General features: G+C 69.8%; 13 protein-coding genes. 5 read left to right on the top strand and 8 right to left on the bottom strand.

Features of this window, described 5'->3' with window-relative positions; genetic code table 11:
• The first annotated feature begins 3 nt into the window (after positions 1 to 3).
• The gene (locus tag VGT80_RS05205) at positions 4 to 1,671 is read left to right on the top strand and encodes a carboxylesterase/lipase family protein (protein WP_327453539.1); all 1,668 of its coding nucleotides are present in this window, start codon (positions 4 to 6) and stop codon (positions 1,669 to 1,671) included.
• A 15-nt stretch (positions 1,672 to 1,686) separates the two neighbouring features.
• Here the strand turns inward: VGT80_RS05205 and VGT80_RS05200 are convergent, their stop codons facing one another.
• The 5 genes from VGT80_RS05200 to VGT80_RS05180 all read right to left on the bottom strand — a co-directional run bounded on the left by VGT80_RS05200 (position 1,687) and on the right by VGT80_RS05180 (position 7,538).
• Entirely contained in the window at positions 1,687 to 3,189 is a 1,503-nt protein-coding gene (locus VGT80_RS05200) for a putative 2OG-Fe(II) oxygenase (protein ID WP_327453538.1), read from the bottom strand.
• 26 nt (positions 3,190 to 3,215) lie between these two features.
• A complete protein-coding gene (locus VGT80_RS05195) occupies positions 3,216 to 4,373 on the bottom strand; it encodes an aspartyl/asparaginyl beta-hydroxylase domain-containing protein (protein WP_327453537.1) in 1,158 nt (385 codons plus the stop codon).
• 106 nt (positions 4,374 to 4,479) lie between these two features.
• Complete coding sequence (locus VGT80_RS05190) at positions 4,480 to 4,905, bottom strand: VOC family protein (protein ID WP_327453536.1); 426 nt, start codon at positions 4,903 to 4,905, stop codon at positions 4,480 to 4,482.
• A gap of 10 nt (positions 4,906 to 4,915) precedes the next feature.
• Positions 4,916 to 5,461 carry a GNAT family N-acetyltransferase gene (locus tag VGT80_RS05185; RefSeq protein ID WP_327453534.1) on the bottom strand — a complete coding sequence of 182 codons (546 nt, stop codon included), beginning with the start codon at positions 5,459 to 5,461 and terminating at the stop codon, positions 4,916 to 4,918.
• Complete coding sequence (locus VGT80_RS05180; protein WP_327453532.1) at positions 5,439 to 7,538, bottom strand: S9 family peptidase; 2,100 nt, start codon at positions 7,536 to 7,538, stop codon at positions 5,439 to 5,441. The genes VGT80_RS05185 and VGT80_RS05180 overlap by 23 nt, the downstream gene beginning before the upstream one ends.
• A 180-nt stretch (positions 7,539 to 7,718) precedes the next feature.
• On the opposite strand from VGT80_RS05180, the gene VGT80_RS05175 reads away from it, so the two are divergent.
• Positions 7,719 to 8,546 carry a serine protease gene (locus VGT80_RS05175; protein WP_327453530.1) on the top strand — a complete coding sequence of 276 codons (828 nt, stop codon included), beginning with the start codon at positions 7,719 to 7,721 and terminating at the stop codon, positions 8,544 to 8,546.
• A 25-nt stretch (positions 8,547 to 8,571) separates the two neighbouring features.
• Here the strand turns inward: VGT80_RS05175 and VGT80_RS05170 are convergent, their stop codons facing one another.
• Both VGT80_RS05170 and VGT80_RS05165 read right to left on the bottom strand, forming a co-directional pair.
• Positions 8,572 to 9,021, bottom strand: coding sequence for a MaoC family dehydratase (locus tag VGT80_RS05170; RefSeq protein WP_327453528.1), 450 nt, complete (start codon positions 9,019 to 9,021; stop codon positions 8,572 to 8,574).
• A gap of 91 nt (positions 9,022 to 9,112) precedes the next feature.
• Positions 9,113 to 10,654, bottom strand: coding sequence for an acyl-CoA synthetase (locus VGT80_RS05165; RefSeq protein ID WP_327453526.1), 1,542 nt, complete (start codon positions 10,652 to 10,654; stop codon positions 9,113 to 9,115).
• A 139-nt stretch (positions 10,655 to 10,793) separates the two neighbouring features.
• On the opposite strand from VGT80_RS05165, the gene VGT80_RS05160 reads away from it, so the two are divergent.
• The 3 genes from VGT80_RS05160 (at position 10,794) to VGT80_RS05150 (ending at position 13,110) form a co-directional block, all read left to right on the top strand.
• Positions 10,794 to 11,678, top strand: a complete 885-nt coding sequence (locus VGT80_RS05160) for a crotonase/enoyl-CoA hydratase family protein (RefSeq protein ID WP_327453524.1) — start codon at positions 10,794 to 10,796, stop codon at positions 11,676 to 11,678.
• 317 nt (positions 11,679 to 11,995) lie between these two features.
• Positions 11,996 to 12,415, top strand: coding sequence for a MucR family transcriptional regulator (locus VGT80_RS05155; RefSeq protein WP_327453522.1), 420 nt, complete (start codon positions 11,996 to 11,998; stop codon positions 12,413 to 12,415).
• Between the two features lie 209 nt (positions 12,416 to 12,624).
• Positions 12,625 to 13,110, top strand: coding sequence for a PAS domain-containing protein (locus VGT80_RS05150; protein WP_327453520.1), 486 nt, complete (start codon positions 12,625 to 12,627; stop codon positions 13,108 to 13,110).
• A gap of 56 nt (positions 13,111 to 13,166) precedes the next feature.
• Here the strand turns inward: VGT80_RS05150 and VGT80_RS05145 are convergent, their stop codons facing one another.
• Positions 13,167 to 13,592, bottom strand: coding sequence for a SufE family protein (locus VGT80_RS05145; RefSeq protein ID WP_327453519.1), 426 nt, complete (start codon positions 13,590 to 13,592; stop codon positions 13,167 to 13,169).
• Positions 13,593 to 13,614: the final 22 nt, after the last annotated feature.

The following is a 13,614-nucleotide window of genomic DNA, read 5'->3' as shown; positions in this document are numbered from 1 at the left end:
TCCGTGGCTGTCCGTGTGAGCTTTGCCGCCTGCGCCGCGGCGGCCCTGCTGGTCCTGCCGTCGCTGGCCTGCGCGCGCCCCGGACCCGTCGTCGATGCGCCTGCGGGCGCCGTGGAGGGCCGGGCCGACGGCGGGCTGCGGGTCTTCAAGGGCCTGCCCTACGCCCAGCCGCCGATCGGCCGGGCGCGATGGACCGCCCCGAAACCGCTGGCGCCCTGGACCGGCATCCGCCAGGCGACGGACTTCGGTCCCGCCTGCGTCCAGCCGTCGCCGCCGCCGGGCAACCTCTACGGCGACGCGCCGCCCCGGATGAGCGAGGACTGCCTTTCGCTCAACATCTGGACGCCGGTGCACGCGCGCCGGGCGCCGGTCATCGTCTGGATCCACGGCGGAGCGCTGACCACGGGGGCCAGCAGCGAGGCGGTCTACGACGGCGCCCATCTCGCCCGGCGCGGCGCCGTCGTCGTGTCGATCAACTATCGCCTCGGCGTCCTCGGCTATCTGGCCCATCCGGCGCTCAGCGCCGAATCCGCGGTCGGCGTTTCGGGGAACTACGGGCTGCTCGATCAGATCGCGGCGCTGGGCTGGGTGCGCCGGAACATCGCCGCGTTCGGCGGCGATCCGGCCAATGTCACCATCGCCGGGGAATCCGCGGGCGGCCTCAGCGTCATGTACCTCATGGCCGCGCCGGACGCGCGAGGGTTGTTCGCCAAGGCGATCGCCGAAAGCGCCTACATGATCTCCACCCCCGAACTGAAGCAGGCCCGGTTCGGCGCGCCCTCGGCCGAGACGGCCGGGGTCATGCTTGCAGCCAAGCTGCACGCCCCCGACATCGCAGCCCTGCGCGCGATGGACCCGCGCATGCTCACCGACGCCGCCGCCGTGGCCGGCTACGCGCCGTTCGGCGTCGTCGATGGACGCACCCTCCCGCGCCAGCTGGTCGAAACCTTCGATCGGGGCGAACAGGCGCCCGTCCCGCTTCTCGCGGGGTTCAACAGCGGCGAGATCCGCTCGTTGAGGTTCCTCGCCCCGCCGCGGCCAACCAGCGCCTCGGTCTATGAGTCGGTCATCCGCGACCGCTACGGCGACCTCGCCGACGGCTTCCTGCGGCTCTACCCCGCGACGAACCTGGAGGAGAGCGTGTTGGCCACGACCCGCGACGCCCTCTACGGCTGGACGGCCGAGCGCCTGGCGGCCAAACAGGCCGCCCTTGGCCGCCCAGCCTATCTCTATCTCTTCGATCACGGATACCTGGCAGCGGACAGGGCGGGCCTTCACGGCTTCCATGCGAGCGAGTTGCCCTATGTATTCGGGACCGCCGAGCGCCTGCCGGCGCACTGGCCCAAACCGCCGGCCGGGGGCGCGGACGCGGCGCTGTCGGACGCGATGATCGGATACTGGACCAGCTTCGCCCGGACGGGGACGCCCACGGCTTCCGGCGAGCCGGCCTGGCCAGCCTACGCCGCGGGCCGCGCCTACATGACCTTCGCGGACCGGCCACGTCCGTCGGACCATCTCATGCCGGGGATGTACGCGCTCCACGAGCAAGCGGTATGTCGCCGGCTCCGCAAGGATATGGGCTGGACCTTTAATGTCGGCGTCGTGTCACCGCGGCTCACCGATGACGACGGCGTTTGCCGCCGCGCCGCCGCCGACGCGCTGCGGCCGTAGCGCCGCAGGCTGGCCTCAGCCGGGGATCACGTCGAAGGCGATGGTCAGGCGCCGCTCGTCCGTCGTGAACGGCTCGGTGCCGTGCCACATGTAGGACGGGAACAGCACCAGCCGGCCGGGCTGCGGGCGGACATAGTGCTCCGGCTGCAATGGCGGATCGAGCTTGATCGGCGGTTGGCCGAAGCGGATCCAGCCCCCTTTGTCGCCAGCGTCCAGCGCCTGGTCGGGCGTCTCCACATAGAAGGCCGAGGACAGCCAGCCCTGCGGATGGAAATGGTCCTTGTGGAAGCCGCCGGGCTTCAGCGACACCGACCAGGCCCCGTCGATCAGATATTTGCCGGTGTTGCGGCGGCGTAAGGGGTCGGTCCCCTGGCCGAGCCAGGCCATGTGCTCGCGGATCGGCTTGTCGATGGCCTGGAAGAAGGCCTGCAGCACCGGCTCCGTCGTGCCGGTCAGGGGCTGCATGGTCTGGCTGCCGTGACGCAGCGACTGGTGGAAGGGATGCTGGTCATAGGGGTGCATGCGGCGCAACACCGTGGCAAGCTCGGCCAGGTAGGCCTCGAGCGAGGCCCAGCCCTGCGGCGTCTCGAGCTGATAGGCGCCGACCATGTGCTCGTAGTCATAGACCTCGCCGTACAGCGGGTCGCCGGCGGCCCGCGCCGCTGTGGCCGCCCAGCCCCACAGCGACTGGTTGCCGGGATCGATGGCCAGGCCCCGCCGGGCGGCGGCCAGGGCCTTGTCCGGGCGGCCCGCGGCCAGCTCGACGATGGTCGCCTGGTTGAGCACCTCGGGGCGGTCGGGGCCCAGCGCCAGGGCGGCGGCGGCGAATCGTTCGGCCTCGGCGATGGCCCCGGTCTCCACCGCGGCCTGGGCGGCGGCCAGCAGCACCGGCAGTTCGCCCGGCATCCGTTCCACGCCCATGGCCAGCAGCCGCGCCGCGGCCGGGTGATCGCCGGAACCCTCCAGCAGCTTGGCCTTGACCAGCAGCAGCACCGCCGGCGAGGCGCCGCCGTGGAAGGCGCCGTCCAGCACCGCCTGCGCCGCGGCCATGTCGCCGCGCCGCATCCAGATGACGTTGGCGTATTCAGTGGCGACCTCCACCTCGCCCGGCGCGCGCAGCAGGCATTCGCGATAGGCCCGCTCGGCCTCGTCCAGGGCCCCCACGGCCAACAGGGCGCGGGCATAGACGCTCCAGGTCTGCGACACGTCGAGGCCGCGCCGGAACGCCTCCTCGGCGGCCTTGCGGGCCGCATCGCCGCGTCCGAGATCGCCCAGGGTGGCGGCGAGGTTGTGCCAGGCCACGCCGCTGGCCGGAAAGCGCCGGGTCGCCTGTTCGTTGAACGCCAGGGCCTCCTGGGGCCGGCGCAGCGCCTTCAGCACCACGGCGTGGGAAGTGAGGGCGGCGTGGGTGGGCTCGGCGGCGGTCGCCAGCGGCTGGGTCAGGGCCAGCGCCTCGGCGGCGCGGCCCTGACCCACCAGGGTGTCGGCTTTCTTGAGGACGTCGGGGGAGGCGGTCACGGAGGCCTTGCGGGGACGGTGGGCGGCTAGCGGGCGTAGAACTGATCGCGCGCCGTCAGCATGGCGCAGACCAGCTCCCGTTCCGCCGGCTCGAGATGCGGGTTCCAGATGTCGAGGATCAGGATCACGCGCAAGCTTTCTGCGTCGTTCCAGGCTTCATGCTCGATGGTGTCGTCGAACACCCAGGCCTCGCCCATGCGCCAATCGCGGGTCTCGCCGCCCACCCGAAACCGCGCCGGCCCGGGCAGGATCAGCGGCAGATGGACCAGGAGCCGGGTGTTGGTCGACCCGGTGTGCGGCGGGATGTGGGTCCTGGGCTCGAGCGCGGAGAACACTACATTGGGCGCGAAACCCGGCTGGTGGCAGAGCGGCAGGGTCTCGAGGAAGGCCACGGTTTTCGGGCAGTCGAACGCCGCCTGCGCCTGGCGCTCGCCGTTCTTCCAAAGGTCGTAGGAGGTCCAGCGCTGCGAGTGGTTGAGCTCGCCCCACTGGTTCACCGGCGCGTCTGCCGGATATTGTATGTAGGGGTCGAAGCCCGCGCGGCTGGTCAGCAGCGGCTCCAGCTCGGCGCGGATCGTCTCGGTCTGGGCTTCCAGGTCGGCGAGCCATGGGAAATCGGCGCGGTCGGGGAACGGGATCGCGGGCAGCCTCGGATAGTGCAGGTCGATCGGCTCGGAGTTGTAGATGCGCCCCTTGCCGGAGAACACCCGCACGCTCTCCTCCAGGCGCGCTCGCGCCGGCCCCGTGCAGGTCGCGTCGACCCCCTTCAACTGCTCGTGCAGCCAGGCCTCCAGCGCATCGGCCGCCCCGGCCACCACTTCGCGGGCCCGGGCGAGGGGCCCCTGCAGGCCTGGCGGCGGGTTGGGCGGGGCGATCTTCAGGGCGTTGCGATAGGTCAGCGCCGCCTGGCGCTCGCCGTGCAGCCGCTCGATCAGGGCGCCTTTGCCGAGCAGGGCCACGAAATTGTACGGATCGAGCGCCAGCGCCGCGTTCAGCGCCCGCAGCGAGCCCTCCAGGTCGCCGCTGACGCGCAGCGCCACGGCCTTCTGCATCTTGATCTCTGGATCGGCCGGCCGCGCGGCTTCGGCCTCATCCAGCAGGCGGATGGCCGTGGGCATGTCGCGCCGACGCAGAGCCTCGTCGATGCTCTGCGCCAAAGATCCCGCCAGACCCGCGTCGCTCACCGGCGTTACGCCCCTTCCGTCACCTGGAGCGGCGCAATGTATCGAAGTTCGCCGCCCGTCACTATGCGACGGTATGGGCGCCGCGACGTTACCCGTGACGGCGCGCCTATCGCTTGACGCTGACCAGCTCGATCTCGCGGCCTTCCGGGTCGAGCACGAAGGCGACGCGAAGTCCGCCTGTGTCCCAAGGTGTGCGCTGCGGCGTCGCGCCCTGCGCGACGGCGTGGGCGAAGGCGGCGTCGACGTCGCGGACATAGAAGCCAACCGGGCCATAGCCGTTGCCGAGCGTGATCTCGCGGCCGTCCTTGTGACGGTAGAGGATCAGGCCCGCGCCCGCCTCCTGGCCGGGCTTGCGCAGGATCTTTTCGGTCATCTCGGGCGTGTCGATCGTCTGGACGGCGATCAGGCCCAGCACGCGGCCGTAGAAGTCGAGCATGGGCTCCAGCTCGCGCACCACCAGCTTGACGAAGCCGAAGGTGGCGGAGGGGGCCGTCTTCGCGGCCGGGGGTTGCTCGGTGACGGTCTCGGACATGGGGTCCTCCTTAGTGCCCGGTCAACGTAATCCCCGGGGCGTCCGGCAGTCGAGCATCCCCGCCGTTCAGCGGCTTCTGCATGTGCACGATGTCCACCCAGCGGCCGTGCTTGAAGCCGACGCTCTTGCCGACGCCGGTCTGCTCGAACCCCACCGCGCGGTGCAGGCCGATGGAGCTGTCGTTGCCGCTGTCGCCGATCACCGCCATTAGCTGGCGCACGCCGAGCGCCTCGCAGGCCGCGATCACCGCCGAGAGCACCGCGCGGCCGATGCCCTTGCCCCTGGCGGCCGGGGACACATAGACGCTGTCCTCCAGGGTGTAGCGGTAGGCGGCCCGCGGCCGGAACGGGGCGGCATAGGCGAAGCCAAGGACCTCTCCGTCCACCTCAGCCACCAGATAGGGCAGGCCTTGATCCTGCACGGCGCGGCGCCGGGCGTCCATGTCGGCGGCCGACGGCGGGACCTCCTCGAAGGTGCCGAAGCCATACAGAACCGCGTCGCCGTAGATGGCGGCGAGCGCCTTCGCGTCGGCTTCAGTCGCCTGCCTTACGATCATCCCGCCAGCCCCCCTCCATCGCCCAGACCGCGAAAGCGTAGTCGAGGGCGATCTCCTTGAGGAAGTCGAAACGGCCCGACGCCCCGCCGTGGCCGGCCTCCATGTTGATCTTCAGAAGGATCGGCGCCTCGCCGCTCTGGAATTCGCGCAGCTTGGCCACCCACTTGGCGGGCTCCCAGTAGGTCACCCGCGGGTCCGACAGCCCGCCGGTCGCCAGCACCGGCGGATAGGCTCTCGCGCTTACCTGGTCATAGGGGCTGTAGCTGGCGATCAGGTCGTAGGCGGCGGCGTCCTCGATCGGGTTGCCCCACTCCGGCCACTCCGGCGGGGTCAGCGGCAGGGTGGTGTCGCTCATGGTGTTCAGCACGTCGACGAACGGCACCGCGGCGATGATCGCGCCCCAGAGGTCGGGCCTGAGGTTCGCCACCGCCCCCATCAGCATCCCGCCGGCCGAGCCGCCATAGGCCGCGATCCGGCCCTTGGTCGCGTAGCCCTCGCGGATCAGGTGCTCGGCGCAGGCGATGAAGTCGGTGAAGCTGTTGGGTTTCTTCTCCTTGCGCCCGTCCAGGAACCAGCCCCAGCCCTTGTCCGAGCCGCCGCGGATGTGGGCGACGGCCCAGATCCAGCCCCGGTCCACCAGGGAGAGGTTCCGGATCGAGAAGCTGGGCTCCATGGCCATGCCGTAGGCGCCGTAGCCATAGAGCATCACCGGCGCCGAGCCGTCGCGCGGCGTGTCTTTCAGCATCAGCAGGGTGATCGGCACCCTCTCGCCGTCCTGCGCCGTGGCCTGGATGCGCCGGGCGACATAGCGGGCCGGATCGTGGCCGGAAGGAATCTCCTGGGTCTTGCGCAGGGTCCGCTCGCGGGTGGCGAGGTCGTAGTCGAACCATTGCCGCGGCGTGGTCGGCGACTGGTAGACGAAGCGGGCAAGCGTGGTGACGTACTCGTAGGTGTGGTCGAGGCTGAGCGCGTAGGCCTCCTCCGGGAAGGCCACGATGTGCTCCTCGCCGTCCCGGGCCGTGACCACCAGCCGGTCCAGCGCCTCGACCCGCTCGGCGCGGACGATGAAGTCCGCATAGGCGGCGAAGCCCGTCAGGTAGTGGCCGGGGCGATGCATCACCCAGTCGCGCCAGGTCGCCTTGGCGGGGACGGCGGCCTCGGAGACGGCGAGCTTGAAGTCCACCGCCCCGTCGTCGTTGGTGCGGATCACCCAGCGGTCGGTCCAGTGGTCGAGCTCATACTTGACGCCCACGCGCCGGGGCTCGGCGACGACCGGCTGGGCTGTCGGATCGGCGGCCGGGATCAGCCACAGCTCGGTGGTCTCCTGGTTGCCGACGTGGATCAGCACGTGGCTGTCGTCCGACGCCGTGCCCACGCCCAGGAACATGCCGTCGTCCAGCTCCTCATAGACCAGCACGTCCTCGCCGCCCCGCGATGGGCGGCGGAAGACCTTGGCGGGGCGGGCGTTCTCGTCGCGCCAGATCCAGAAGATCCACTGGCTGTCGGGCGAGAAGGCGAAGTCGCCGTAGGCGCTCTCGATCGGCGCGGCGGCCTCCTCGCCGGTCGCCAGGTCCTTCACCCGGATCGAATAGTACTCCGAGCCCTGTTCGTCGGCCGCCCAGGCATAGAGCGCGTGATCGGGACTATGGCTGGCGGCGCCCACGTGGAAGTAGGCCTTGCCCTTGGCCAGCGCCGCCTCGTCCAGCAGCAGCTCTTCCGGCCCGCTGCCGCGCGGGCGGCGCACATGCCTCGGATGCTGCGCGCCCAGCTCGTAGCGGGCGTAGTATTCGAACGGTCCGTCGGGCGTCGGCACGGAGGCGTCGTCCTCCTTGATCCGGCCCTTCATCTCCTCGAACAGCTTGGCCTGCAGCGGCTCGGTCCCCGCCAGCAGGGCCTTGGTGTAGGCGTTCTCCGCGCCCAGGTGCTCGCGCACCTCGGCCTTCAGCGCCTTCGGGTCGCGCAGCACCTGCTGCCAGTTGTCGTCCTTCATCCAGGCGTAGTCGTCGACCCGGGCGCGGCCGAGCTGTTCGGTGCGCTTGGGGATCTTCGGCGCGCGGGGCGGGATGGGCGGGCTCATGGCCGCTACATGCGCCGCGCGCCGTGGACGCTCAAGCGGCGCCTTGCACGCGGCGTTTGGGCGCGGGCTGTGGACATGCTGTCGCGTTGTCGGCGCGGCGCGACTCTGACCAAATCGCATCTGTCATCGAGACCGCGCGCAAGACGCGGACGCGAGCCTGAAAACCTAGTCGGGGACGCCATGGCGATCGATCTCGCCGTCGAGCTGATGCACGCCACGGTCCAGCTGGAACAGCCGCTGGGCGATGGCACGCGCACGGTCGGCACCGGATTCCTGATCTCCGAGCCCTCGCCGGACGGGCGGCCGCGCACCGTGCTGATCACCGCCAACCACGTGCTCTCCGGCATGCCGCGCGGCATGGCCACCATCGGCTACCGCATCGAGAACGCCGACGGCAGCTGGGCCTATTCCCCGCAGCAGCTGAAGATCCGCGACGGCGCGGGCCACGAGCTCTGGACCCACCACCCGTCGCGCGACGTGGCGGCCCTGGTCATCACCGCCCCGCCGGAGTTCGCCAAGGCGGCGATCCCCGCCAGCTACCTGGCCGGCGACGACACCTTCGCCGACTACAAGGTCCGGGCGGGCGACGAGATGATGGCGCTGGGCTTCCCGCGGGGCCTCGCGGCCAACCAGGCGGGCTTCCCGATCCTGCGCTCGGGCCGCGTGGCCTCCTATCCGGTGGCGCCGGCCAAGATCTTCCCGACTTTCCTGCTCGACTTCGCGGTCTTCCCCGGCAATTCCGGCGGCCCGGTGTACATGACCAACCAGGATCACCGTCCCTCGGGCGCCGCCGGCGGGGCGCCGGAGTTCATCGCCGGCCTGCTCACCCAGCAGGTGGAGCTGAACCACGAGCGGCTGGAGATCGGCATCGTCACCCACGCCAAGTTCATCCGCGAAACCCTGGCCCGGCTCCACGATCCGACGTCCCCGGTGACCACGGTCGCCCAGGAAGTCCCGGTGACGGGCGCCAAGGCCGCCTCCGCCGAAGAAGCCGCAAGGCCGGACTAGAAGATCCTCCCCCGGGGCCGAACCGCTACCCCCCGTAGACGATCGACATCGTCTCGGCGACGCAGGCCGGCTTGTCCTCGCCCTCGATCTCGATGGTGCACTCATTCTTCAGCTGCATGCCGCCGGCCTTCGGCTCGGCGCCGATCAGCTTCTGGCGCAGGCGCACCCGCTTGCCGACCCGGACCATGTTGGTGAAGCGCACCTTGTCGGAGCCATAGTTGATGCCCCGCGTCACGCCCTTCACCGGCAGCATGCCGGCCGACAGGTGGGGGATCAGGGAGAGCGTCAGGTAGCCATGGGCGATCGGCCCGCCGATCTCGCGGGTGGCGCGCTCCACGTCCACGTGGATCCACTGGTGGTCTCCGGTGGCGTCGGCGAACTTGTTCACCCGGTCCTGGTCGACCAGCAGCCAGTCCGAAACGCCAACCTCCGTGCCCACCAGGCCGGGCAGGTCCTTGATCTCAACCGGGTTCATTCGGATTGCTCCCTCGTATGGTCTCTGAATTCAGGCCTCGACCTCTAGCAGCCCCTACCGCCCCTGCGAAGCGGGGGGAGGGGGCGGGCAATCAGGCGATCCGCGCGCCCGCCTTGTCCCAGTAGGCGTCGCGGATGAGGCGCTTGTAGAGCTTGCCGGTCTGGTGCCGCGGCAGCTCCTTCATGAAGTCAATCACCCGCGGCGCCTTCACGTGGCTCAGGTTGGCGCGCGCATAGGCCATCAGCTCGGCGCGTAGCGCCTCGTGGTCGGCGTCCCAGTCCATCGGCTGGATCACCGCCACGACCTTCTCGCCCATCTCCTCGTCTGGCGCGCCGACCACCGCCGCGTCGGCCACCTTCGGATGGGTGATCAGCAAGTTTTCTATCTCTTGCGGATAGATGTTCACCCCGCCGGAGATGATCATGAAGCTCTTGCGGTCGGTGAGGTAGAGGTAGCCCTCCTCATCAATCCAGCCCACGTCCCCAAGCGTCGTCCAGCCATGCTTGTTGCGGCTCTCGGCGGTCTTGGCCGGGTCGCCGTGGTACTCGAACTGGCCGCCGCCTTCGAAGAACACCATGCCCTCGGCGCGCGGGGGCAGGGGCTCGCCCTCCTCGTCGCAGATGCGCACCTGGGCGGTCAGGCCGCGGCCCACCGATCCCTTGTGCGCCAGCCATTCGGTGGAATTGATGATGCAGAAGCCGTTGCCCTCGGTGCCGGCGTAATACTCGTGCACGATCGGGCCCCACCAGGCGATCATCTGTTCCTTCACCGGCACGGGGCAGGGGGCGGCGGCATGGAACACCGCTTTCAGCGACGACAGGTCGTAGCGGGTCCGCACCTCTTCCGGCAGCTTCAGCATGCGCACGAAGTGGGTCGGCACCCACTGGGCCGAGGTGATCTTGTACTGCTCGATGAACCGCAGGGCGTCCTCGGCGTCGAAGCGCTCCATCATCACCACCGTGCCGCCCATCGCCTGCACGGCCATGGACCAGCCCAGCGGGGCGGCGTGGTAAAGCGGCGCCGGCGACAGATAGACCGTGTCCGGCGTCCAGCCGTAGAGCGCTTGGCCGAGGTTGGCCAGCGGGCTGGGCGCGTCGATCGCCGGATCGGCGGGGGTGGCGCGGCGCACGCCCTTGGGCCGGCCGGTGGTGCCGGAGGAATAGAGCATGGCCCCGCCGGCGCTCTGGTCGGCGATCGGCGTGGTCGGCAGATCCGCGCGGGCGTCCTCCAGGCTCTTGTAGGCGCCGGCCTCGCCGCCGATCATCAACAGCGTGACGCCGCCGATGCGCGGGGCGACCTCGAGGGCGATCTCCGACAGGGCCTGCGAACTCACGAACACCTTCGCCCCGCAGTCCTTCACGATGTACTCGACCTCGCCCACCGTCAGCTTGGAGGACAGGCAGGTGAAGCGCAGGCCCGAGCGCTGTGCGGCCCACAGCAGCTCGTAGTAACGCGGATGGTTCTCGATGAAGAAGGCGATCGCATCGCCGGCCACCAGGCCCAGCCTGCGCAACAGGTGCGCCGTCTGGTTCGACCGCGCCTCCAGCTCCCCATAGGTCACCGTCTCGCCGGAATAGGCCATGATGTAGGCCGGCTTGTCGGGATGGGCCCTGGCGTGGGCGGACGGATGCATGCTGTTCACTCCCCGCGGGGCCCAAGCGAACCTTGGCCGGGCCCTGACTTATCTTTGTTCAGTCGCCATTGCGGGCCTTGACCTACCGTCCGTCAAGACGCTGGGAATGCCCGATCGACCTCCGGAGGATGACAGAGAGATGGCCGCTACCAGCTTCGAGACCCTGCTCTATGACGTGGACGACGGGGTCGCCACGGTCACCCTGAACCGGCCGGAGAAGCTCAACGCCTTCAACACCCAGATGATGGCCGACATGATCGCGGTGTTCGACGCCACCGACGCCGACGACGCCGTGCGCTGCGTGATCGTCACCGGCGCGGGCCGGGCCTTCTGCGCCGGCGCCGACCTCTCGGCCGGGGCCACGACCTTCGACTACGACAAGCGCGGCGGCGAGGACCGGGCAGCCCGCACCGTCGACGGCCTGCAGCGCGACGGCGGCGGCCTGCTCACCCTGCGCATCTTCGAGAGCCTCAAGCCTGTGATCTCGGCCTGCAACGGCGCCGCGGTCGGCGTCGGCGTCACCATGCAGCTGGCCATGGACATCCGGCTGGCCTCCACCGCCGCGCGCTACGGCTTCGTCTTCGCCCGGCGAGGTCTCAACCCGGAGGCGGCGTCCTCCTGGTTCCTGCCGCACCTGGTGGGCGTCCAGACGGCGCTCGAATGGTGCTACACCGGCCGCATCTTCCCCGCGCAGGAAGCCCACGACCGCGGTCTCGTCCGCTCGCTGCACGAGCCGGACGACCTGCTGCCCGCGGCCCGCGCCCTGGCCCGCGAGATCGCCGACAACACCTCGCCGATCTCCATCGCCCTGACCCGCCAGCTCATCTGGCGCATGGCCGGCGCCGCCCATCCCATGGAGGCCCACCGCGCCGACAGCCGCGGCATCCAGGCCCGCGGCCGGTCTGGCGACGCGCGCGAAGGGGTGACCTCGTTCCTGGAGAAGCGCCCGCCGCGGTTCCCCGACACCGTGTCGAAGGACCTTCCCGACATCTGGCCGCACTGGACCCCGCCGACCTTTGGCTAGGGCGGATTCCGCCAGGCGGCTGATTGAGGGCCGACCGACACAGGCTCAAGGTGACGAAGTCTTTTCATGAACCGATCGTCTCCCACGCGAGCCGGCGGCGACCAATTTCTCGCAGGTAGAGTCGCGTTTGCTTACTCGGGGGAAGCCCGACGTTCGACTTTGATATCCCGGTTCAATTGCTTTTTTTGGCGAGCAAGGCCGAAAAAACCGAAAAAGCACGGCTTGTGCTTGCCTTGAGTTCCAGATAATGACCTCGCTACTGATCTTATGATCGATTCAGCGCCCGCTGTTGGCGCGTTTCCTGTGGAACGACAAGAATGGACGAGAAGTCGGAAGTCATCGAGATGACCGCGGACATTGTTTCCGCCTACGTCGGAAACAACTCTGTCACGGCGAGTGACCTGCCGAGCCTGATCCAGAGCGTGCACCGCGCGCTGGCCGGCATCTCTTCCGGGGCCGAGGCCGCCGAGGCCGCGCCGAAGGAGCCGGCCGTTCCGATCCGCCGCTCGATCACGCCCGACTACCTCGTGTGCCTCGAGGATGGCCGCAAGTTCAAGTCGCTGAAGCGGCACCTGCGCACCAAGTACAACATGAGCCCCGAGGAGTACCGGGCGAAGTGGAGCCTGCCGAAGGACTATCCGATGGTAGCCCCCAACTACGCCAAGGCCCGCTCGGACCTGGCCAAGCAGATGGGCCTCGGCCAAGGCGGCCGCCAGGCGGCGCGCAAGAAGCGCTAGCCCCGGCCTCCATCGCGAAATCCCAGACGCCCGCTTTCACCGGCGGGCGTTTTCGCGTCGGAGTCGCTTCTCCCGCAAGGGGAGAAGGACATGTAAGACTCACCCGCCTCGAAACCGCCGTTATTAACCCAATTTCGCTTGCCGCCGATTCGCGCATCAGGCGATAAGTGATTCGCTGCGATTCCAAGCAGTTGTAAGGGAATTTGAGGATGGCGGCGCAGATCGGCGCCCCGGCGGCGGCCATCCGCGCGCACGAGGAGCTGTTCGCCTACTGGGCGTCACGCCGGCGCGGCGCGGCGCTGCCGGCCCGCCGCGATCTGCACCCCGGCGACATCAAGCGTCTGCTGCCCACCCTCAGCCTCATCGACGTCGTCCGCGAGCCGCTGGATTTCCGCATCCGGCTGGCCGGCACCGGCCTCTACGACGTCTATGGGCGCGAGATCACCGGCCGCGGCCTGGCCGAGGTCTACAACGCCGCCGCCGCCGATTACTGGCGCCTCGAGCTCGGCAAGGTGGTCGCCGACGCCCGCCCGGCGGTGGGCGTCCACAGCCTCGCCTGGCGCGGGGCCTCGCACCTGTCGCTGCTGTGGCTGCGCCTGCCGCTGGCGTCCGAGGGCGGGGATGTGGACATGATCCTCGGCTACGACGCGGTGATCGGCCTCGGCCAGGTGATCAGCGGGGTCCGCGCGGCCTAGAAGCGACAGCCAGCAAAAGTGGGGACCGCTTTTGCGTCCGGCTGCGCGACCCAGAATCAGGCCGCCGCCGCCAGCTCCGCGTCCCTGCGGATGCGGGCCACCATCGAGGCCAGGCCATTGGACCGCTGCGCCGAGAGCGCGCCGGAAAGCCCCAGCCGGTCGAACGCCGCCTTGGCGTCGAACGCCAGGATCTCACCCGGCGCGCGCCCGGAATAGAGCCTGAGCAGGATGGCGATCAGCCCGCGCACGATATGGGCGTCGCTGTCGCCGCGGAACCGCAGCGATCCGTCGTCCTGCGGCTCGGTGACCAGCCACACCTGGCTGGCGCAGCCGCGCACCTTGTTGGGCCCGGTCCGCTCGGCGTCGGTCAGCGGCTTGAGGTCCTTGCCGAGGTCGATGACATAGCGATAGCGCTCCTCCCAATCGCCCAGGAGGTCGAACTCGTCGGCCAGGGCGGTCAGCTCGGTGTCGATGGCGCTCATCGCGGGCGACTTAAGGACCCCC

The sequence above is a fragment of the Phenylobacterium sp. genome, from assembly GCF_035944335.1.
In the GTDB taxonomy this organism is placed as follows: Bacteria; Pseudomonadota; Alphaproteobacteria; order Caulobacterales; family Caulobacteraceae; genus Phenylobacterium.
This window is presented reverse-complemented; position numbering and strand designations above follow the sequence as displayed.